Source organism: Brevundimonas sp. (assembly GCF_047617075.1).
GTDB lineage: Bacteria > Pseudomonadota > Alphaproteobacteria > Caulobacterales > Caulobacteraceae > Brevundimonas.
In genome coordinates this window covers 1-20,965 of sequence record NZ_JBLGCI010000025.1, presented here as the reverse complement: position 1 = coordinate 20,965, position 20,965 = coordinate 1, and the positions used below count along the sequence as shown (strand labels likewise).

Below are 20,965 nucleotides of genomic sequence, written 5' to 3'. Positions count from 1 at the left end.
GTCGCGGCGGGGGCGCTCGCCGTCCGTCCGCTCCTCGCGCGGTTTGAACGGCCGCTTGGGCCGGTCGCCGCCGGGGCTGCTTCGGGGCTTGGCCTTGGCCCAGCCTTCCTTCTTGGCGGGACGCTTCTCGGCTTCCTCGACAGCCGCCTCGGCGGCGCGGGTGCGGCTGGGCTTGCGCGAAGGGTCCGACATGGCCGAGCCGGACTTGCCGCGCACCACCGATCCGGACGGGCGGCGGCCGGGGATCGGCGCCGGGGTCTCGACCGTGTTGCCCTGGGGCAGATTCTCGGGGCGGATGTACTGGGCCAGCATCTCGCGGATCACGCGGGGGCCCACTTCCTCCACATGGCCGGTCTCCAGCGTGCCCAGCTGGAACGGGCCGTAGGCCAGACGGATCAGCCGGTTCACCGTCAGGCCGACGGACTCCAGCACCTTGCGCACCTCGCGGTTCTTGCCCTCGGTAATGGAGACGCTGATCCATAGATTGGCGGGCGCCCGGCTGTCGGTGTCGGCGGCCTTCTCCTTGACCTTGTCCAGCGTCGCCTCGACGGGGCCGTAGCGTTCGCCGTCGACGGTGACGCCGTCCTTCAGCCTGTCCAGCTGCTCCTGGGTCACGCGGCCCCGGGCGCGGGCCCGGTATTGGCGCACCAAGGCGGACGTGGGCAGCTCCAGCGCCCGCGCCAGCTCCCCGTCGTTGGTCAGCAGCAGCAGACCCTCGGTGTTGATGTCCAGCCGCCCCACCGAGATCACGCGCGGCAGGCCTGCGGGCATGGCGTCGAACACGGTCGGCCGCCCGGCCGGATCGTTGTGGGTAGTCAGAAGACCCACCGGCTTATTGTAGCGCCAGACCCGTGTGGCGGCGATGGTGCCGATGGGCTTGCCGTCCACGGTGATGACGTCGTCGCGGGTGACCAGGGTGGCGGGCGTGTCCAGGATGCGGCCGTTGACCGCCACCTTGCCCAGGCCGATCAGCCGCTCCACCTCGCGGCGCGAGGCGATGCCGGCGCGGGCCATGACCTTGGCGATGCGCTCCTGACGCAGGGGCGCCTTGGCCGCGTCCCGGTCGTCCTTGCCGCCCGGCTTGCCGCCGGGGCGACCCGGTCCTTTGGAGAACGAGGTCTTGGCGTCGTCCCTTTTCCCGCTATGAGAGGGGCTCTTCTTGCCGCCGGGGCCGCCGAAACGCTTTTCGGCCTGGCCCGGTCGGGGCGTCTTGTCGGTGTCTTTGAAATGGCGGACCATGATGAGCGGTTCATGCGCACGGCGCTTGATCTAGCGCAAGCCGCAGCGGAGGCCGGAGAGGTCCCCGTGGGCGCAATTGTCGTCGATGAGGCCACTGGCAGGATCATCGGAACCGGCGCCAACCGCCCCGTGGCCCTGCACGACCCCACCGCCCACGCCGAGGTGCGCGCCATCCGCGAGGCGGCGGAAAGCCTGCAGAACTATCGCCTCACCGACCTGACTCTCTATGTGACGCTGGAGCCCTGCGCCATGTGCGCCGGGGCCATCAGCCACGCCCGCATCGGCCGGGTGGTCTGGGCCGCCGACGATCCCAAGGGCGGCGCGGTGATCCACGGCCCGAAATTCTTCGACCAGCCCACCTGCCACTCCCGCCCGGCCACCGAGGGCGGCCTTCTGGCCGACGAAGCGGGCGCCGTGCTCAAGGCTTTCTTCGCCGCCCGCCGCAAGCCCGGCCGCAAGGCGGCGGAACAGGCGCCGAGCGAGTCGCGTTAGGCTTGCGCCTGAAACAGCCAAGGTCGCCGCCGTGCGCGCTTTCACCGCCTGCCTTCTGATCCTGTCCGCCCTCGCCATGGGGGCCTGCGGTCCCGAGCCGGCCGAGGCGCCCACCGACAGCGACGAGGTTCAGGACCGCGCGCTGGAGGCCCAGACCGCCCGCCGCCGTACAGGGGCGGAGATTCAGGAACGCATCCTGACCCGCACCATCCGCGCCGTTTACCTGTGCAACAACGGCGAACGGCTCAGCGTGGATTTCGACAACGCCCGCCAGATGGCCACGGTGCGCATGGTCAGCGGCAAGGCCGTGGACCTGCGCCAGCAACGCTCCGGCGACGGCATCTGGTACACCGCCAGCGGCTATGAGCTGCGCGGCGAGGGTTCCATGGCCACCTGGACCGCCGAAAATCTGGAGCCCACCACCTGCCGCGCCGTGGACTAGGCGGACCGCCGCGCCATCGTCCGGCTAGACCGGACGATCCAGAGACACAGGCTTCGCCAACACGCGCGCCATCGCCCAACAACCCGCCTGGTCAAACCCGCCTCCATCCCGCTACCTTGGGTTGGCGGGGGACAACGCATTGGCGGAACACGGCGTCACAGGCAGCCACTGGTCGGACGATGAGCTGGACGCCATCGTGGCGGACCACTTCGCCATGCTGCGCGCCCAGTCCGAAGGCCAGCCCTATGTGAAGGCGCACCACGCCCGCGCCCTGATGGAGCGGACCGGCCGCTCGCACCGCTCGGTCGAGTTCAAGCACATGAACATCTCGGCCGTGCTGACCGAACTGGGCCTGCCCACCATCCGCGGCTATCGCCCCATGGCCAATTATCAGGCCGCCATCTTCGACGCGTTGGACCGCTATCTCACCGCCCGCCCCGATGCCTGGGCCCTCGGCATGCCGGGCCAAACTCCCGGCTTCGCCGAAGACGGCGCGACTTATTCCTCCCCCTTTGGGGGAGGGGGACCGCCGCAGGCGGTGGAGGGGGCAGCCGCTCCGGGCTCCATCATCCCCACAACAACCCCGCCCACCCCCAACCCGGCCAAGCCCCGCCCCCCGGGCCTCGTCCGCATCATCCGCAAATTCGACCCCGCCGCCCGCGACCACCGCAACCGCGTCCTCGGCCTGATGGGCGAACAGCGCGTGTTCGACCACGAACGCGCCTTCCTCATCGCCAATGACCGAGCGGATCTGGCGCGCAAGATCGAATGGACGTCGCAGGAACGCGGCGACGGCGCCGGCTACGATATCCGCAGCTACGCCCCTGACGGCCGCGAGCGCCTGATAGAGGTCAAGGCCACGCGCGGCGGCGCCACCACAGACTTCTTCCTGACCCGCACCGAGCGGGAGGTGTCACAGGAACGCCCCGACGCGTGGCGCCTCTACCGCCTCCACGACCTGCCCACGACGCCGGGCCTGTTCCAGATCAAGCCCCCGCTGGAGGCCGCCGTGAACCTGAGCGCGGAGACGTGGCGGGCGCGGTTCTGACCGAGGGGCTGCGTTCGAACCGGATCAGATCGTACTTCTCAGCGAACCAATCCACGAACGCGGCGGGTGTTTCACCGCCGCGCCAATGGTCGGCCAGTTGCTGTTCGTCGATGCCCGCGTCATCAACGCCGATTTGCCAGTCGCGGCGCATCAGTTGATCGACGGCGGTGGTCCACTGCGTCTTGTCCATTAGACTCCTCCTTCTAAGGCATCTTCGGGGTAATTTCTGGTTTGCGCCATCGCCCCTGCTGCTGACGTTTTGCCGCCCTCATGTCGGAGGCGGGGCGCATTCATGAGGCGCTTTCACCAAAACCGCGGAGTGCTAGGGTGCCGCGAGGTAGCTTAATGGCGGAGGGGACTGATGGATGTGGGTGACTCAGCGGCACGATTCGCCGCATATGTGATCGGCGACATATACAATAGTACAGTTAAGAAAATTACAAATTCACTTGTGGCTACTCAACCATTTGTCGAAAACAACTTACGCGACTATGCAAATCATTACATGACTACGTACGGTCAGGTCAGAACGATTGTTTCTGAACGTCCATCTAACCTTCTGGATATATATCAACCGCTCAATTTTCGACTCGCCGGATCTATTTATACAGAATCTCAAATAATACAGGAGCTAACTAGGTCAAAAAAGATCGTGATCAGAGGTAATGCTGGCGCTGGCAAGACGCTATTCTTAAAGAATCACTTCATACGTACCATTGGTAACGGACAAAAAATTCCGATACTTTTTGAGCTTAGAGGTCTTAATAGCAACTACACTACCCTTTTTGAGCACGTCTATAATCATGCCCTTTCGATGCTTCCGTGGATTAACGTCGAAATTTTCAGAAAGCTTCTCAAGAACGGTAAAATAGAGCTTATGCTAGATGCTCTTGACGAGGTGTCTCATAAAATTCGTCCTTCCGTTAATTCAAGCGTAGGGCAGTTGATAAATGAATTTCCTAATTTGAATATAATACTGACTACTAGATATGGCGACAGATATGCGTCCCCTGCCAGCGTAGCGGAGTATCACGTAGCGCCGTTTGAAAAAAATCAGGCAATAAATCTTATAAGATCAATAGATTTTCCTGAAGACCCTAAACAGCGTTTTGTAAGAGAGCTTGAATATCACCTATATGAGAAGCACAGAAGCCTTCTATCTAACCCCCTTCTCTGCTCTCTCATGCTCCTGACGTACAGGAGGTTTGCCGAAGTTCCTGATAGGCTTCATATATACTATCAGCAAGCTTACGAGGTGCTTTTTACCAGGCATGACGGAGAGAAGGATAACGGATTTAATCGAGATATACTCAGCAATCTCGACGTGGCCCAGATGCAGCATGTACTGGACAATTTTTCCGCCATAACATATGCAACGGATAAATTTGAATTCTCAGAAGTAGAATTTATAAATGATCTAAATACAGCAATCCGAAGTTCTGGCTATAATATTAAAGCCGATCTTCTGAAGGAAGATCTTATTGAATCCGTGTCTATGATAAATAGAGACGGGCTTGAGTACAAATTTTTCCATAGAAGTTTCCAAGAGTTTTTTTGTGCCCATTACATATCTACTGCTGCCAGCAGCGTCGCGCGCGAGTGTGTAAATGTGGTCAAGACACGGGACGACACCGACTCAGTTATACAAATGGCCTACGCCATAAATCCTGGGAGATTTGACGAGGTCTGGCTTTCTCCAACATTGGAAAGCGATCTTGATGAGTACAGAAAGAATTATCAGGACAGAAAATATTTTAATGTCGTTAGATCGACATTACCCTCCATGAGTTTAAGCGGCGATTCCGCGTATTTCACGCTGGGAGTAGGTCAAAAATCGAAAAACTTCGGTGTTTACATCCGTTTAGTGGACGATAATCCTGAAGGATTTGTGTTTGATTTTATAAAGGTCGTTAGAGGCAAAAAGGGCAGCAAGTCAAACGAAATAAGAAAGAGAATCGTGGACAGAATTCCTGCGCTTCCTGTGCCGAAAGACATCAGGAGCGGCATAGTTGGTTCGGATGATTACACTATCGATTTGTCGGACAGCAACAACGCCGCTTTTCTATCTGAACTCGAAATTTGGGAACCGATATCTAAGCGAATTATCGCGATGTTGGTGGAGTGGCAGAGGCTTCTTGAGGAGCGAAAAACCATCAGGGAGGCATCCCCCTTAAACATCTTCCGACGTGCAATGGTCGCCAACGTTGGCCGTGTCGAAGGTGATTTGCGTGGGGGGATTCGGAAGCCCGACACCGACGAGGACTAAGCCCTGACCCTCAATCATCATCCATCTTCAGTGCCGCGATGAAGGCTTCCTGCGGGATCTCCACCTTGCCGAACTGGCGCATGCGCTTCTTGCCGGCCTTCTGCTTCTCCAGCAGCTTCTTCTTGCGGGTGGCGTCGCCGCCATAACACTTCGACGTCACGTCCTTGCGCAGGGCGCGGACGGTTTCGCGGGCGATGATCTTGCCGCCGATGGCCGCCTGGATGGGGATGACGAACATGTGGGGCGGGATCAGCTCCTTCATCTTCTCCACCATGCCGCGGCCGCGGGTCTCGGCGCGGTTGCGGTGGACCAGCATGCTGAGGGCGTCCACCGGCTCGGCGTTGACCAGGATGTTCATCTTGACCAGATCGCCGGGCTTGTAGCCCGACAGCTCGTAATCGAAGCTGGCGTAGCCCTTGGAGATGGATTTCAGCCGGTCGTAGAAATCGAACACCACCTCGTTCAGGGGCAGCTCATAGACCACCAGGGCGCGGCTGCCGACGTAGGACAGTTCGACCTGGCTGCCGCGGCGGTCCTGACACAGCTTGATGACCCCGCCCAGATACTCGTCGGGGGTCAGGATGGTGGCCTTGATCCACGGTTCGCTGATCTCGAGGATCTGCATCACGTCGGGCAGGTCGGCGGGGTTGTGCAGGTCGATCTCGGACCCGTCGCGCATGGCGATCTTGTAGACCACGCTGGGGGCGGTCGCGATCAGGTCCAGATTGAACTCGCGGCTCAGGCGCTCCTGGATGATCTCCAGATGCAGCAGGCCCAGGAAACCGCAGCGGAAACCGAAGCCCAGGGCCGCGCTGGACTCCATCTCATAGGTGAAGCTGGCGTCGTTCAGGCGCAGGCGGCCGATGGCGGCGCGCAGGTCCTCGAAATCGGCGGCGTCCACGGGGAACAGGCCGCAGAACACCACCGACTGGACTTCCTTGAAGCCTTTCAGCGGGGTGGCGGTGGGGCGCTTCTCGTCGGTGATGGTGTCGCCGACGGCCGCGTGGGCCACTTCCTTGATCTGGGCGGTGATGAAGCCGACCTCGCCGGGGCCGAGGCTCTCCACCGGGGTGTTCTTGGGCAGGAAGACGCCGACCCGGTCCACCAGATGGGTGGTGCCGTTCTGCATGAAGGTGACGCGCTGGCCGGCGCGCAGGTGGCCGTCGAACACGCGCACCAGCAGGATGACGCCCAGATAGGGGTCGTACCAGGCGTCCACCAGCATGGCCTTCAGCGGGGCGTCCGGGTCGCCCTTGGGGGCGGGCAGGCGGGTGACGATGGCCTCCAGCACGTCCTCGATGCCGATGCCGGACTTGGCCGAGCAGAGGACGGCGTCGGAGGCGTCGATGCCGATGACGTCCTCGATCTGTTCGCGCACGCGCTCGGGCTCGGCGGCGGGCAGGTCGATCTTGTTGAGGACCGGGACGATCTCGTGGTTGTTGTCGATGGCCTGATAGACATTGGCCAGGGTCTGGGCCTCCACGCCCTGCGACGCGTCCACGACGAGGATCGAGCCCTCGCAGGCGGCGAGGGAGCGCGAGACCTCATAGGCGAAGTCCACGTGCCCCGGGGTGTCCATCAGGTTCAGGACGTAATCCAGCCCGTCCTTCGCCTTGTAGGTCAGGCGCACGGTCTGGGCCTTGATGGTGATGCCCCGCTCCTGCTCGATCTCCATGTTGTCGAGCACCTGCTCGCGCATCTCCCGCACGGTCAGGCCGCCGGTCGCCTGGATCAGGCGGTCCGACAGCGTCGATTTCCCGTGGTCAATGTGCGCAACGATGGAAAAATTGCGGATGCGTTCAAGCGGCGTCTGGCTCATGACCGCGCCGGTATCACGCCGTCGGGGGGCCGCCAAGCGCGGCGCGGAGACGCCCTGCCGCTTCCGTCTCTGAAACCGTTACGGATTAAGATGTCGTAATACACCCTAAGATCGTTTGAGAGGCGGGACCAAACCGTCTAATCAGCCGGTCTGTCGGTGTCGGTTGGACTCCGGCCTTGCGCGCGCCGCCTCCTCCCCCGCGGTCGTGCGACCAGATGAAGGAAGCATGGCGTGGCGCAGACGACCGCGGCCGGAACCGGCGATCGCCTCTCGAAACATTTGCGCGGCGGCATGGCCGCCCTCGGCGCATGCGCGTTGCTGGCCCTGGCCGCATGCGGCGGACATGGCGGTGACGAAAAGGCGGCGGGCGAGGAAGGCGGCGGCGCCTCATCACAGACGGTGACTGTGGCCACGGCCGCGACCCAGGATCTGGCCCGCACAGTGACGGCGTCGGGCACCATTTCCGCCTGGGAGGAAGTGCCGGTGGGCGCCGAGACCGGCGGCCTAACCGCCACGGCCGTCTATGTGGATGAGGGCGCCTATGTGCGTCAGGGACAGGCCCTGGTGCAGCTGAACGACGCCCTGCTGCGGGCCCAGCTGGCTCAGCAGGAGGCGGCGGTGTCGTCGGCGGAGGCCAACGCCGAGCGCGAGAACACCGAACTGGGCCGCGCCCGCGAACTGCGCGAGCGGGGCTTCCTGGCCCAGGCGTCGCTCGACCTGGCCATTTCCGAACAGCGCGCGGCGGAGGCCCAGCTGGCCTCGGCCCGGGCGGCGCTGTCCGAGACACAGACCCGCCTGAACCAGACCACCATCCGTGCGCCGGTGTCCGGTCTGGTCATTAGCCGCAACGTCACGCGCGGCCAGATCGTCTCGGCCGGGACCGAACTGTTCCGCATGGTCCGGGACGGACGGCTGGAGCTGGACGCCCGGGTGCCGGAAACGGAGCTGGGCCTGATCCGGGCCGGTCAGACGGCCACGGTCACCTCTGACGGCGTCGGCTCCGCCACGGGCCGCGTCCGCATCGTGACGCCTGAAGTGGACGCCCAGACTCGTCTGGGTGTGGCGCGTATCGCCCTGACCGGAAACAGCGGCCTTCAGCCAGGCATGTTCGCCCGCGCCGCCATCGACGTGGGCGCCAGCCCCACCGTGACCGTGCCGACCCCGTCGGTGCTGTACCGCGAGAACCGCCCCGGCGTGTTCGTGCTGGGGAACGAGGGCAGCGTGACGTTCCAGCCCATCGAGATTCTTTCGCGCACCGACGAGTTCACCTCGGTGGAAGGTGTAGCCGAGGGCGCGCGCGTGGTGGTCGAGGGCGCCGGCTTCCTCGGCGACGGCGACCGGGTCACCGTGGCTCAGCCGGCCCGGCCCGCCGCATCAGCGGCGGCGGCGGAGTAAGGCGGCGCCATGAACCAAATATCCTCCTGGTCGATCAAGAATCCGATCCCGATCATCCTGCTGTTCATCATCCTGACGCTGGCGGGATCGATCAGCTTCATGTCGATGCGGATCAACAACAATCCCGACATCGACTTCCCGCTTGTGGCCGTATCGGCCGTGCGGCCGGGCGCCGCGCCCGCCGAAATGGAAGTCCAGGTCACGCGCCTGATCGAGGACTCGATCACCAGCCTGTCGGGTGTGCGCCGGGTCTATTCCAATGTCTCGGACGGCGTCTCCTCGACAACCATCGAGTTCGAGCTCGGCACCGACACCGAGCGCGCCACCAACGACGTGCGCAACGCCATGAGCGGCCTGCGCGGCGACCTGCCCCAGGACATGCAGGAGCCGGCGGTCCAGCGCATCGACATCACCGGCGATTCCCTGATCACCTATGTGGTCCGCTCGCCGACCATGAGCCCGGAAGAGCTCAGCTGGTACGTGGACAATACGGTCAGCCGTGAATTGCTGTCCGTGTCCGGTGTGGGCGAGGTCAACCGCCAGGGCGGGGTGGACCGTGAAATCCGTGTCGAGCTGGATCCGGACCGGTTGGCCTCATATGGCGTCACGGCGGCGGCGGTCAGCCAGGCGCTGACCAGCGTCAACTCAGACCTGCCGGGCGGCCGCATCACCGTGGCCGGATCGGAACGCGCCATCCGCACCCTGGGCTCCGCGGATTCCATCGAGCAGTTGCGTGAAACCCTGATCCCTCTGTCGGGCGGCGGCACGGTGCGCCTGCGGGATCTGGGCGCGGTGGAGGACAGCTGGACCGAGCCGCGCCGCATGGCCCGCTTCAACGGCCAGGAGGTGGTGACCTTCAACTTCCTGCGCTCACGCGACGCCTCCGAAGTCCGCACTGCGGAACGGGTCCGCGAGGCTGTGGCTCGTCTGGATGAGCAGAACGACGACGTCACCATTGAGCAGATCAGCGCCAACGTCGAATACATCGAGGAAAGCTATCTGGCCTCCATCGAGGCCCTGCTTCTGGGCGCCGTCCTGGCGGTGGTGGTTGTGTTCGTGTTCCTGCGCGACTGGCGCGCCACGATCATCGCGGCGACGGCCATGCCCATGTCGATCATTCCGACCATGGCTATTCTGGAGCTGACCGGCCAGTCGCTGAACGGCGTAACGCTACTCGCGCTGTCGCTGACCATCGGCATCCTGGTGGACGACGCCATCGTCGAGATCGAAAACATCGTTCGCCACATGCGCGGGGGCAAGAAGCCCTATGACGCGGCCATGGAGGCGGCGGACGAGATCGGTCTGGCCGTCGTGGCCACCACCGCCACCATCATCGCCGTGTTCGCGCCCACCGGCTTCATGCCCGGCATCGTGGGCCAGTTCTTCAAGGCCTTCGCCATCGCCTCCTGCGTCTCGGTCGGCTTCTCGCTGCTGGTGGCGCGCACCCTGACGCCTCTCATGGCCGCCTACATGCTGAAGCGGGACGAAAAGCATGAGGACAAGGACCCTTTCTGGATGCACCGCTACATCCGGGCCCTGGCCTGGGTGCTGGGCAACCGCTGGAAGGTGTTCGCCATAGGCACCGCCCTGTTTATCGGCTCCCTCTTCCTGGCGCCCATGCTGCCATTCGAGTTCCAGCCGGCCGGAGATCAGTCGCGCGCCTCGTTCTCGGCCGAACTGCCGCCGGGATCGACCCTCAGCCAGACCGACGCAGTGGTCCAGCGCATGACCCGCGAACTGCTGGAGCGGCCCGAGGTCACCTCGGTCTACGCCTCCATCGGCGGTTCGGACCCGCGCCAGGCCTATGTCTATGCGGACATGGTGGAGCCGGGAGACCGGACCATGACCCAGCAGGCGTTCGCCCGCGAAATGGTGGACGAATGGGAAGCCATTCCCGGGGCCCGCATCGGCGCCGGCATCGCCCAGCAGGGCGGCGGGCCGAGCGACGGCACCAGCTACACCTTCTCCATCCTCAGCGACGACGGCGAGGCGCTTCAGGCGGCGGCGCGCCAGATCGAGGCGGACATGCGCGGCGTGCCGGGGCTGGCCAATGTGGTGAACACCGCCGCCATCGCGCGGCCCGAAATTCTGGTCACCCCGCGAACCGATCAGGCGGCCATGATGGGCGTGTCCACCGGGGCCATTTCGCAGACCGTTCGCGTGGCCACCCTGGGCGACGTGGACCAGAACCTGCCCAAATACAATCTGGGCGACCGCCAGATTCCGATCCGCCTGCTGCTGACCGAGGACGCGCGCGAGGACCTTTCGGTGCTGGAGACGCTTCAGGTGCCCACCAATACCGGAAACAGCGTGCCGCTGGCGTCGGTGGCCGACATCCGCTTCGGCGCCGGGCCGTCCCAGATCACCCGTCAGGATCGGGCGCGCGTGGCCACCATCACCGCCGAACTGGACGGCATCGTTTCCGGCGAGGCCGCCCAGGCGGTCAACCAGCTGGAGTCCGTCCAGAACCTGCCACCCGGCGTCCGCCAGACGCCCGCCGGCGATGAGGAGTTCATTCAGGAGTTGCTGACGGGCTTCATCATCGCCTTCTCGACCGGCATCCTGCTGATGTACGCCGTGCTGGTGCTGCTGTTCAAAAGCTTCGCCTATCCGATCACCATCATGGCGGCCCTGCCCCTGGCCATCGCCGGCGCCTTCGTGGCCCTGCTGCTGGCCGGGTCAAGCTTCTCCATCTCGTCGCTGATCGGGATCCTGATGCTGATGGGCATCGCGGCCAAGAACTCGATCCTGCTGGTGGACTACGTCATCATCGCCGAGCAGGAGGGCATGAGCCGCTATGACGCCATCATGGACTCGGCGCACAAGCGGGCGCGGCCGATCATCATGACCACCTTCGCCATGGGCGCCGGCATGCTGCCGGTGGCCGTCGGCTGGGGTGCGGACGTTGAGTTCCGTTCGCCCATGGCCATTGCGGTGGTGGGCGGGCTGATCTCGTCCACCTTCCTGTCGCTGCTGTTCATCCCGGCGATCTTCACCATCGTGGACGACTTCTCGCGCTTCGTTCGTCGCATTCTCGGTCGCAAGCACGAAGAGGTTTCGCTGGAACAGGAACAGCCGTTGCCGGCGGAGTAGCCGGTCTGCCTCGCTCGGCCGATCTTTATCCCTTCCGCATGCCGCTGATGGTGCGGTTGGGCGCGATGTCCTCTGCGTCGGTGATCAGGTGGATCAGGGCGGGCTGGGTCTTCGCCGCCGCGCGCGCCGCCGTCAGGGCCGAGGAGAAATCCTCGGTCCGATCACAGCGCACCCCGAAGGCGCCGAACGCCTCCGCATATTTCACGAAGTCCGGGTTCTTCAGGTCGGTGGCGATGACCCGGCCCGGATAGTGGCCTTCCTGGTGCATGCGGATGGTGCCGTAGGTGCCGTTGTCCACCACCACAGTGATGATGTTCAGCTCGTGCTGAACGGCGGTGGCCAGCTCCTGGGCCAGCATCATGAAGTCGCCGTCGCCGGCGATGCAGATGACCTCCCGGTCCGGATGCACCGCCTTGGCCGCGATGGCGGCGGGAAAACCGTAGCCCATGGCGCCTGACGTCGGCGCCAGCTGGGTGCGGCACGCCTTGTGGCGATAGAAGCGATGCAGCCAGGCGGCGAAATTGCCGGCGCCGTTGGTGACCACGGCCGTAGGCGGCAGGGCGTCATTCAGGTGCGCCATGCATTCGCTCAGGTTCACCGCGCCCGTGACAGGCACCGGCGTCGAGAACGCCTGATAGTCGGCATGGCCGGCCTTCGCCTCATCATGCCATGTCCGGCCCGGATCGATCTCGGACAGGGCCAGACCCGCGAGGGAATTGTCCGCCGCGGCCGACATCAGGGTCGGCCAGACCCGGCCCAGTTCCTCGGGACCGGGATGGATGTGGATCAGCCGGTCGGCCAGACCTTCGCGCTCGAACAGGGTGTAGCCCTGGGTGGGGTTCTCGCCCAGACGCGCGCCGACGGCGATGATCAGGTCCGCGTCCTTCGCCCGCGCCATCAGCTTGGGATTGCAGCCCAGACCCAGGTCGCCGACGTAGCAGGGGTGGTCGTTCTTCAGGATGTCCTTGCGCCGGAACGACAGGCTGACCGGCAGGCCTATGCGTTGGCACCATCCCGCCACCGCGTCCGACGCCTCCTGGGTCCAGCCCGAGCCGCCCAGCACCAGCAGGGGGCGTTCGGCGCTCGCCAGCTTCTCGCGCACCTGCGCCACGAAGGCGGCGGGCAGGGCCGCGCGGGCGGGCGTCACGGCGCGGACCGGCGCGGGGCCGCCGTCGTCATGCAGGATGTCCTCGGGCAGGGCCACCACCACCGGCCCCATGCGGCCCTGAAGCGCGGTGGCGAAGGCGCGCTCCACGATCTCAACCGTGCGCGCGGGGGTCTCGATCTCGGTGGCCCATTTGGCCAGACCGCCGAACACCTCGCGGTAGTCCACCTCCTGAAAGGCGCCGCGTCCCCGGTCGGTCAGGGCGATCTGGCCCACGAACAGGATCATGGGGGTGGAGTCCTGATGGGCCGTGTGCACCCCGATGGCGGCGTGGGTTGCGCCCGGCCCGCGCGTGACCATGCATACGCCCGGCTTGCCGGTCAGCTTGCCGTAAGCCTCGGCCATGTTGGCGGCGCCCGCCTCGTGGCGGCAGGTGACGACCCGGATCTGGTCCTTCACATCGGCCAATGCGTCCAGCACGGCCAGATAGCTTTCGCCCGGCACGCAGAAGACCGTGTCGATGCCGTTCACGACGAGGGTTTCCACCAGGCGGCGGGCGGCGGTGCCTTGCGGCTGGGAGCGGGTGTGCGTCATGGTCACGGTGACTAGCAGATCGCGCGCGGCGGCGCCTATTGTGCTTGCGGAACCCACGGCGAAGCTCGACATTCCGCCACCGGATTTTCGTGGAGATCTCCCATGCGCAAGCTCGCCGTTCTGGCCCTCGCCGCCCTCACCCTGACCGTATCCGCCTGCAACACCGTGCGCGGGGTGGGTCAGGATCTGGAGGCCGCGGGCGAAGGGGTGCAGTGCACCGTTCAGGGCAGCTGCTGATTTCTCAGTAGCCGACACCTGTCAGATAGAGGCCGCAGGCCGGGGCCACCGGCCCGCAGGCGGTGCGATCGCGCGCCTCCAGCGCCGCGCGCACGTCGTCGATCGTCCAGCGGCCGGCTCCCACCTCGGCCAGGGTGCCGGTCATGGAGCGCACCTGCCGGTGCAGGAAAGAGCGGGCCGCGAAGGTCAGGTGGACTTCCTCGCCCACAAGGCTCACCCGCGCCACGTCCAGGGTCTTTTCCGGCGATTTCGACTGGCAGTTCACATCGCGGAAGGTGGTGAAGTCGTGGTGGCCCACGAACACCTGGGCCGCCGCATGCATGGCGTCCACGTCCAGCGGCTTCTTCACGTGCCAGACCCGGCCCTTGTCCAGGGCTGGCGGGGCCGGGCGGTTCAGGATGCGGTACAGATAGCGCCGCTCGCGCGCCGAGAACCGGGCGTGCCACTCCTCGCCCCGGTCATCCAGCCCCCCGGTCTCGCAGGCCAGCACCGACACCGGCGCCGCGATCATGTGGGCGTTGAGCGCGTTCATGACGGTGCGGGCGGGCCATTCCTTGTCCAGGTCCGCGTGGACCACCTGCCCGGTGGCGTGGACTCCGGTGTCGGTGCGCCCGGCGGCTTGCAGGCGGATGGCCTGACCGCAGAAGGCCAGGATCGCCGCCTCCACCACGCCCTGCACGGTCGGCAGATTGTCCTGCGCCTGATAGCCGTTAAAGACCGAGCCGTCGTATTCCAGCGTCAGGCGATAGCGCGGCATCAGGCCAGAACCGTTCCGGCCGCGATCGCGTAGCCGCGCACGAACTCCTCGGCCGCCTGCGCGCCCTTGCCCTCGCGCTGCACCCGCGTCAGGCGCACCGCGCCGGTCCCGCAGGCGATCAGAAGGGCGTCGTCCAGCACCTGACCAGCCGGGCCCGACCCATCCTCGACCCGCGACATCAGCGCCTTGATCCGCGTGCCGTCCGGCCCCTCGAACCAGGCGCCGGGGAAGGGCGACAGGCCCCGGATATGGCAATCCACCTCCGGCGCCGGACGCGACCAGTCGATGCGCGCCTCGGCGGGGGTGATCTTCTTCGCATAGGTGGGCTCGCCCGCCTGTTCGACCGGCGTCGCGCCCCCGCGCTCAATGGCCGCGAGGGCCCGGGGCCAAAGACCTGCGCCCACATGGGCCATGCGCTCCGACAGGATGGCGGCGGTGTCATCGTCGCGAATGTCCATGACTTCGGACAGCAGGATCGGGCCCTCGTCCAGACCTTCGGACATGCGCATGATCTGCACGCCGGTCTGGCGGTCCCCGGCCATGATCGCCCGCTGGATGGGCGCCGCACCGCGCCAGCGGGGCAACAGGCTGCCGTGCAGGTTGAAACAGCCCAGGCGCGGCGCTTCCAGCACCTCGCTCCTCAGGATCTGGCCGTAGGCCACCACCGCCGCCGCATCCAGGTCCAGAGACTGGAACGTCTCGATGGCCTCCGACGATTTCATACTGTCAGGCGTGAACACCGGCAGGCCCATGCTGTCGGCGAAGGCGTGGACAGGGGAGGGGGTCAGCTTCTGGCCGCGCCCTCTTGGACGGGGCGGCTGGGAATAGACGGCCACGATCTCGTGCCCGGCGGCGATCAGCTCGGCCAGCGACGGCACGGCGAATTCGGGAGTTCCCATGAAGGCGATGCGCATGGCGCGGCTTTGCCTCATGCGAGCAGCCGCCACAAGACGGCGGTGTAATCACCGCCGCGCCGGAGCGACCCCGGCGCGGCGATGCATTACGGTCAGGCCGCGCGGCGCAAGGCCGGGGCCAGGTCGAAGCGGTCGGCGTTCATCACCTGCACCCAGGCGGCGATGAAGTCCTTCACGAACTTCGCCTTGGCGTCAGAAGCCGCATAGACCTCCGACAGGGCCCGCAGCTGGGAGTTGGAACCGAACACCAGATCGGTGCGCGTCGCGGTCCACTTCTCCTCGTCGGTCTTGCGGCAGGTGCCGACGAAGACCTCGTCGCCCCGATCGTCCACTTCCTTCCAAGCCGTGCCCATATCGAGCAGGTTGACGAAGAAGTCGTTGGTCAGCTGGCCCGGACGGTCGGTGAACACGCCGTGCTTCGCGCCGCCGTGGTTGGCGCCCAGAACCCGCAGGCCGCCCACAAGAACCGTCATCTGCGGGGCGCTGAGGCCCAGCAGCTGGGCCCGGTCCACCAGCACTTCCTCGGTGGGCACATTGTAGCGCACGCCCAGATAGTTGCGGAAACCGTCCACCTTGGGCTCCAGCACGTCGAAGCCTTCGGCGTCGGTCTGTTCGGCGCTGGCGTCGGTGCGGCCGGGAGTGAAGGGAACCTCAACCTCATGGCCCGCGGCCCTGGCCGCCTGCTCGATGCCGACGGAGCCGCCCAGCACGATCAGATCGGCGATGGAGACCTTGCGCCCGCCCGCCGCCGAGGCGTCGAAGTCGGCCTTGATGCCTTCATAGACCTTGAGGACCTTGGCCAGCTTCTCGGGCTCGTTGACCGCCCAGTTCCGCTGCGGCTCCAGGCGGATGCGCGCCCCGTTGGCGCCGCCCCGGTGGTCCGATCCGCGATAGGTGGAGGCCGAAGCCCAGGCGGTGGTGACCAGTTCGGAAACGCTGAGGCCCGAATCCGCGATCTTGCCCTTCAACGTCTTGATGTCGTTGGCGTCGACGACGGGGTGATCCAGCGCCGGGATGGGGTCCTGCCAGATCAGGTCCTCGGCCGGGACTTCCGGGCCCAGATAGCGGGCCTTGGGGCCCATGTCCCGGTGGCACAGCTTGAACCAGGCGCGCGCGAAGGCGTCGGCGAACTGGTCCGGGTTGGCGCGGAAGCGCTCGGAAATCTTGCGATACTCCGGGTCCATCTTCATGGCCATGTCGGCGGTGGTCATCATGGTCGGCACGCGTTTGCCGGGCGTGTGCGCGGCCGGGGCCAGAGTCTCGTCCGGATTGCCCACCGGCTGCCACTGCTGCGCGCCCGCCGGGCTGCGGACCAATTCATACTCGTGGTCCAGCAGCATCTCGAAATAGGTCATGTCCCACTGGATCGGCGTGGGGGTCCAGGCACCTTCCAGGCCCGAGGTGATGGTGTGATCGCCCATGCCGCTCTCGTGGCCGGACTGCCAGCCCAGACCCTGCTGGGCGATGTCGGCGCCCTCGGGCTCGGCCCCGATCTTGGCGGCGTCGCCGGCGCCGTGGCACTTGCCGAAGGTGTGGCCGCCGGCGGTCAGGGCGACGGTCTCCTCGTCGTTCATGCCCATGCGCGCGAAGGTCTCGCGGATGTCGCGGCCCGACTGGATCGGGTCGGGATTGCCGCCCGGCCCCTCGGGATTGACGTAGATGAGACCCATCTGGATGGCGGCCAGCGGGCTTTCCAGCACCATTTCCTTCTCCGGCTGAATGCGGGTCGGGGCGCCTTCAGAGCCGACCCACTCCTCCTCGGTGCCCCAGTAGATGTCCTTCTCGGGCTCCCAGATGTCGGCGCGGCCGCCGCCGAACCCGAACACCGGCCCGCCCATGGACTCGATGGCCACATTGCCGGCCATGATCATGAGGTCCGCCCAGCTGAGCTTGGCGCCGTATTTCTGCTTGATAGGCCACAGCAGGCGCCGGGCCTTGTCCAGATTGGCGTTGTCCGGCCAGCTGTTCAGGGGGGCGAAGCGCTGCGACCCGGAGGTGGAGCCGCCGCGGCCGTCGCCGGTGCGGTAGGTGCCAGCCGAGTGCCAGGCCATGCGGATGAAGAAGGGGCCGTAGTGCCCATAGTCCGCCGGCCACCAGGGCTGGCTGTCGGTCATCAGGGCGTGCAGGTCACGCTTGACCGCCTCGTAGTCCAGCGACTTGAAGGCCTCGGCGTAGTCGAAGTCGTCGCCCATGGGATCGCCGTTGATCCCTTGCTGGTGGAGGATTTCCAGCGACAGCTGGTTGGGCCACCAGTCACGGTTGGTGCGTCCCAGCAGCGAGCGCATGGCTCCCTGCTTCTTCATCGGGCAGCCGCCAAGGGGGTCGTTCCGTTCACCGTCCATGATGTTCCTCCGTTTATCGCTGGGCAGGGCGAAACCCTACGCGCGTCACGGACAAAAGGAAAATCGATAAACGTTCTAAACGGCAATCAAGAAATTTATACAAGATCGACATCGCGCATAGCGCGCATATGGCGAAGCCCGCCGCCGAAGCGGTCTCATCCGGTGACATGGAGAGAAAGATGGCGCACCCGACACGATTCGAACGTGTGACCTTTGCCTTCGGAGGGCAACGCTCTATCCAGCTGAGCTACGGGTGCGTCCGGCGGGCGGCGCCCGTCGAGAGGCCGGTTGCTTACAGCATGGCCCTCGGCTTCTCAATGCGGAATCGCCGCGCTGTGTCCGCGAGGGCTTGGCGTCGCTTCGGGCGCGCCCTAGCGTGCGCCCTCACTGAAACGAAGGGGCCTTTTCATGAGCCTAAGCCGCACAATCTCCGCTCTGGTGCTGGCCGGCGCCCTGGGGCTGGCCGCCTGTTCGGGGCGCGGCGATGACAGCCTGAACGCCATCGCCCAGGACTATGTCCTCATGACCCTGGAGATCGGCGAGCGGGAAGACGGCTACGTGGACGCCTATCATGGTCCGCCGGAATGGGCCGAGACGGCCCGGGCCAATCCCCGGACGGTGGAGCAGCTACGCGTGGCCGCGGCCGCCTTGTCCGAACGTCTGGAGCGACTCCCGACCCGTGGCCTGTCGGATGAGGAGGTTCAAAGGCGCGCCTATCTGGTCGCCCATGTGCGCGCGGCGGACACGCGCCTGCGCATGATCGCAGGGGAGGAGCCGGCTTTCGCCGATGAGGCGGAAGGTCTTTTCGGCGTCCGGCCCGACACCCCGCCCCTGTCCGCCTACGATGATACCCTGGCCCGCATCGACGCCCTGATCCCCGGCGACGGGCCGCTTCATGAGCGGGTCGCCGCCTTCCGCAGCGATTACGTCATCCCAACGGACCGGCTGGATGCGGTGATGCGCGCCGCGATCGACGAGTGCCGCACCCGCACAGCCCGCCATTTCGACCTTCCCGAGAACGAACGCTTCACCCTGGAGTTCGTCACCGATCAGCCCTGGTCCGGCTACAACTGGTATCAGGGCGACGCAGTCAGCCTGATCCAGATCAACACCGACCTGCCCATATACATCGACCGGGCCGTGGATCTGGGGTGTCACGAAGGCTATCCCGGACACCACGTCTACAACGCCCTGCTGGAACGCACCTTCGTGGACGAGAAGGGCTGGATGGAGATGAGCGTCTATCCGTTGTTCAGCCCGATGTCGTTCATCGCCGAAGGCAGCGCCAACTACGGCATCGACCTGGCTTTCCCGGGCGAGGAACGCCTGAGGTTCGAGCGGGAGGTTCTCTATCCGCTCGCCGGGCTGGATCCCGCCACCGCTGAGGCCCAGGCCGAGCTGCTGGGTCTGATGCGGGGTTTGCAGCGTGCCGAGTACACCGTCGCGGCGGACTACCTGGCCGGCCGCATCGACAGGGAAACGGCCCTGGACCAGCTTCAGGCCTACTCGCTTGTACCTCGCGACAGGGCTGAGCAGAGGCTCAGCTTCATTGAGCGATATCGCAGCTATGTCATAAATTACGGTCTGGGCCGTGATATGGTTCAGGCTTGGGTCGAGAGCCAGTTGGGTGATCGGTGGGACGTGACAGAGAGCCTGTTGTCTTCCCAGACGCTTCCGGCTGATCTGTCCCGATGAGTTGACGAGGATCAGAACGCGTCAGTTGTCGCGTATCGTGTTAAATTGCAGAGAGTGAACTCGTCTCACGCGTGTCGGGCTGTGGGATGGGGGTTTTTTGACCTTGCCGGCCGTTTTTGTGTTGGAACGGCGCCACAGTTGTCGCAATCGCGGCTTATTTCGGGGAACCGCACGGCGCGTAGGCCGTTCGGTCGGTTCGAGCGCCGCGCACATGCGTCGGGGTTTGGGCAAAACATTTTAGACGATGAGGAACCAAGATGAAGTTGAAGCTTCTCGCCGGTGTTGCGGCGGCAGGGCTCTTCGCGGCGACCAGTGCGTCGGCGGAGCCGGACGGCTGGTATGGTGCGATCGACCTGGGCGGTCACTGGATGGAGGACGGCATCAACGCTCGTTCCGACGCCGGTCCGGCCTGGGAATGGGAAGTCAATGACGGCTGGGCCGCGTTCGCGCGTCTGGGCTATCGCCTGAACCCCAACTGGCGCGTGGAACTGGAGGGCGGTCATCGCTCGGGCGACATCGGCACCGTTCGCCGGTTCACCGATGCGGTTCCGTCGGGTCTCTGCAACCTGACGCCCGCCACGGGCCCGTGCTTCTCGCCCGAGGGTGATATCGAGTCCAACACCCTGTTCATCAACGCCATCTACGACTTCGGCACGCCGGATTGGACCTTCCGTCCGTTCGTCGGCCTGGGCGTCGGCGCGAACATGGTTTCCATCGACACCATCGGCAATCTGCGCGGCGACCGTTCGGCGACCCTGTCGGCCGACGACGACAGCGCCGAGTTGGCGTTCCAGGGTCTGGCCGGCTTCGCCTGGGCCGTGGGCGAGCGCGCCAATGTGGATCTGACCTATCGTTACCTGACCGGCGACACCAGCTGGGACACGACCACGGTCGGCGCCCCGGCCATCGGTTCGTTCGAAGGCGACTATGACTTCAGCCACACCCTGACCGTGGGTCTGCGTTATGCGTTCGGTCCGGTCGCGGCTCCCCCGCCGCCTCCGCCCCCGCCGCCGCCGCCGCCTCCCCCGCCGCCTCCCCCGCCGCCCCCGCCCCCGCCTCCGGCTCAGCCGGCGCCGGCCGCTGAGCAGTTCGTGGTCTACTTCGACTGGGATCGCTCGGACCTGACCGCGGAAGCGCAACAGGTGGTGACCGCTGCGGCCAACCACGCCAAGTCGGGCAACCCGACCCGCGTGCTGATCGTCGGCCACACCGACACCTCGGGTTCGGCCCAGTACAACGTCGGCCTGTCGCAGCGCCGTTCGCGCACTGTGGCTGACGCCCTGGTCGCTCAAGGTGTCTCCGGCGGCGTGATCCAGCTGGACGCCCGCGGTGAAACCGATCTGGCCCGTCCGACCGCGGACGGCGTGCGTGAGCCGCTGAACCGGCGCGCCACCATCGACATCAACTTCTAAGACCCAGACCTCCCGGCTCCGGCCGGGAGGGACGGACCTGGAAGATGTCGACGGCCATCGGCCAAGACTTCAAACGCCCCGCCCGGCTCTCGCCAGGCGGGGCGTTTTCTTGTGG

16 protein-coding genes and 1 tRNA gene are annotated in these 20,965 nt (G+C 65.5%); 9 read left to right on the top strand and 8 right to left on the bottom strand.

Features of this window, described 5'->3' with window-relative positions; translation table 11 throughout:
- A partial coding sequence (locus ACI8U3_RS15250) for a pseudouridine synthase (RefSeq protein ID WP_415015722.1) occupies window positions 1-1,239 on the bottom strand: 1,239 nt, incomplete at its 3' end.
- A 12-nt stretch (window positions 1,240-1,251) separates the two neighbouring features.
- Here ACI8U3_RS15250 and tadA point away from each other — a divergent pair.
- From tadA to ACI8U3_RS15235, 3 genes are all read left to right on the top strand, one after another.
- Complete coding sequence (gene tadA, locus ACI8U3_RS15245) at window positions 1,252-1,731, top strand: tRNA adenosine(34) deaminase TadA (protein WP_415015721.1); 480 nt, start codon at window positions 1,252-1,254, stop codon at window positions 1,729-1,731.
- Between the two features lie 31 nt (window positions 1,732-1,762).
- Window positions 1,763-2,173, top strand: coding sequence for an MliC family protein (locus tag ACI8U3_RS15240; protein ID WP_415015720.1), 411 nt, complete (start codon window positions 1,763-1,765; stop codon window positions 2,171-2,173).
- Between the two features lie 139 nt (window positions 2,174-2,312).
- A complete protein-coding gene (locus tag ACI8U3_RS15235; RefSeq protein ID WP_415015719.1) occupies window positions 2,313-3,221 on the top strand; it encodes a DUF3883 domain-containing protein in 909 nt (302 codons plus the stop codon).
- On the opposite strand, the gene ACI8U3_RS15230 is transcribed toward ACI8U3_RS15235, so the two are convergent.
- Entirely contained in the window at window positions 3,160-3,411 is a 252-nt protein-coding gene (locus ACI8U3_RS15230; RefSeq protein WP_415015718.1) for a hypothetical protein, read from the bottom strand. The genes ACI8U3_RS15235 and ACI8U3_RS15230 overlap by 62 nt on opposite strands.
- 171 nt (window positions 3,412-3,582) lie before the next feature.
- Between ACI8U3_RS15230 and ACI8U3_RS15225 the strand changes: the two genes are divergently transcribed.
- Window positions 3,583-5,487: an NACHT domain-containing protein gene (locus tag ACI8U3_RS15225; RefSeq protein WP_415015717.1), complete on the top strand. Its 1,905-nt coding sequence runs from the start codon at window positions 3,583-3,585 to the stop codon at window positions 5,485-5,487.
- A gap of 10 nt (window positions 5,488-5,497) precedes the next feature.
- Here ACI8U3_RS15225 and lepA read toward each other — a convergent pair whose 3' ends face one another.
- Complete coding sequence (gene lepA, locus ACI8U3_RS15220) at window positions 5,498-7,306, bottom strand: translation elongation factor 4 (protein ID WP_415015716.1); 1,809 nt, start codon at window positions 7,304-7,306, stop codon at window positions 5,498-5,500.
- Between the two features lie 231 nt (window positions 7,307-7,537).
- On the opposite strand from lepA, the gene ACI8U3_RS15215 reads away from it, so the two are divergent.
- Both ACI8U3_RS15215 and ACI8U3_RS15210 read left to right on the top strand, forming a co-directional pair.
- Entirely contained in the window at window positions 7,538-8,701 is a 1,164-nt protein-coding gene (locus ACI8U3_RS15215) for an efflux RND transporter periplasmic adaptor subunit (protein WP_415015715.1), read from the top strand.
- 9 nt (window positions 8,702-8,710) lie between these two features.
- The gene (locus ACI8U3_RS15210) at window positions 8,711-11,794 is read left to right on the top strand and encodes an efflux RND transporter permease subunit (protein WP_415015714.1); all 3,084 of its coding nucleotides are present in this window, start codon (window positions 8,711-8,713) and stop codon (window positions 11,792-11,794) included.
- A 25-nt stretch (window positions 11,795-11,819) separates the two neighbouring features.
- Here the strand turns inward: ACI8U3_RS15210 and ACI8U3_RS15205 are convergent, their stop codons facing one another.
- Window positions 11,820-13,565: a thiamine pyrophosphate-binding protein gene (locus ACI8U3_RS15205; RefSeq protein WP_415015713.1), complete on the bottom strand. Its 1,746-nt coding sequence runs from the start codon at window positions 13,563-13,565 to the stop codon at window positions 11,820-11,822.
- Between the two features lie 30 nt (window positions 13,566-13,595).
- Between ACI8U3_RS15205 and ACI8U3_RS15200 the strand changes: the two genes are divergently transcribed.
- Window positions 13,596-13,730, top strand: coding sequence for an entericidin A/B family lipoprotein (locus ACI8U3_RS15200; protein WP_415015712.1), 135 nt, complete (start codon window positions 13,596-13,598; stop codon window positions 13,728-13,730).
- A 4-nt stretch (window positions 13,731-13,734) separates the two neighbouring features.
- Here ACI8U3_RS15200 and truA read toward each other — a convergent pair whose 3' ends face one another.
- From truA to ACI8U3_RS15180, 4 genes are all read right to left on the bottom strand, one after another.
- Window positions 13,735-14,487: a tRNA pseudouridine(38-40) synthase TruA gene (gene truA, locus ACI8U3_RS15195; protein WP_415015711.1), complete on the bottom strand. Its 753-nt coding sequence runs from the start codon at window positions 14,485-14,487 to the stop codon at window positions 13,735-13,737.
- The gene (gene fmt, locus ACI8U3_RS15190) at window positions 14,487-15,401 is read right to left on the bottom strand and encodes a methionyl-tRNA formyltransferase (RefSeq protein ID WP_415015723.1); all 915 of its coding nucleotides are present in this window, start codon (window positions 15,399-15,401) and stop codon (window positions 14,487-14,489) included. The genes truA and fmt overlap by 1 nt, the downstream gene beginning before the upstream one ends.
- 92 nt (window positions 15,402-15,493) lie before the next feature.
- Window positions 15,494-17,743 (bottom strand): catalase/peroxidase HPI, encoded by a 2,250-nt coding sequence (gene katG, locus ACI8U3_RS15185; RefSeq protein WP_415015710.1) that lies wholly within the window; start codon window positions 17,741-17,743, stop codon window positions 15,494-15,496.
- 180 nt (window positions 17,744-17,923) lie between these two features.
- Window positions 17,924-18,000, bottom strand: a tRNA-Arg gene (locus tag ACI8U3_RS15180).
- Between the two features lie 151 nt (window positions 18,001-18,151).
- Between ACI8U3_RS15180 and ACI8U3_RS15175 the strand changes: the two genes are divergently transcribed.
- Both ACI8U3_RS15175 and ACI8U3_RS15170 read left to right on the top strand, forming a co-directional pair.
- A complete protein-coding gene (locus tag ACI8U3_RS15175) occupies window positions 18,152-19,438 on the top strand; it encodes a hypothetical protein (RefSeq protein WP_415015709.1) in 1,287 nt (428 codons plus the stop codon).
- A 257-nt stretch (window positions 19,439-19,695) separates the two neighbouring features.
- Window positions 19,696-20,850, top strand: coding sequence for an OmpA family protein (locus ACI8U3_RS15170; RefSeq protein ID WP_415015708.1), 1,155 nt, complete (start codon window positions 19,696-19,698; stop codon window positions 20,848-20,850).
- The last annotated feature ends 115 nt before the right edge of the window (window positions 20,851-20,965 follow it).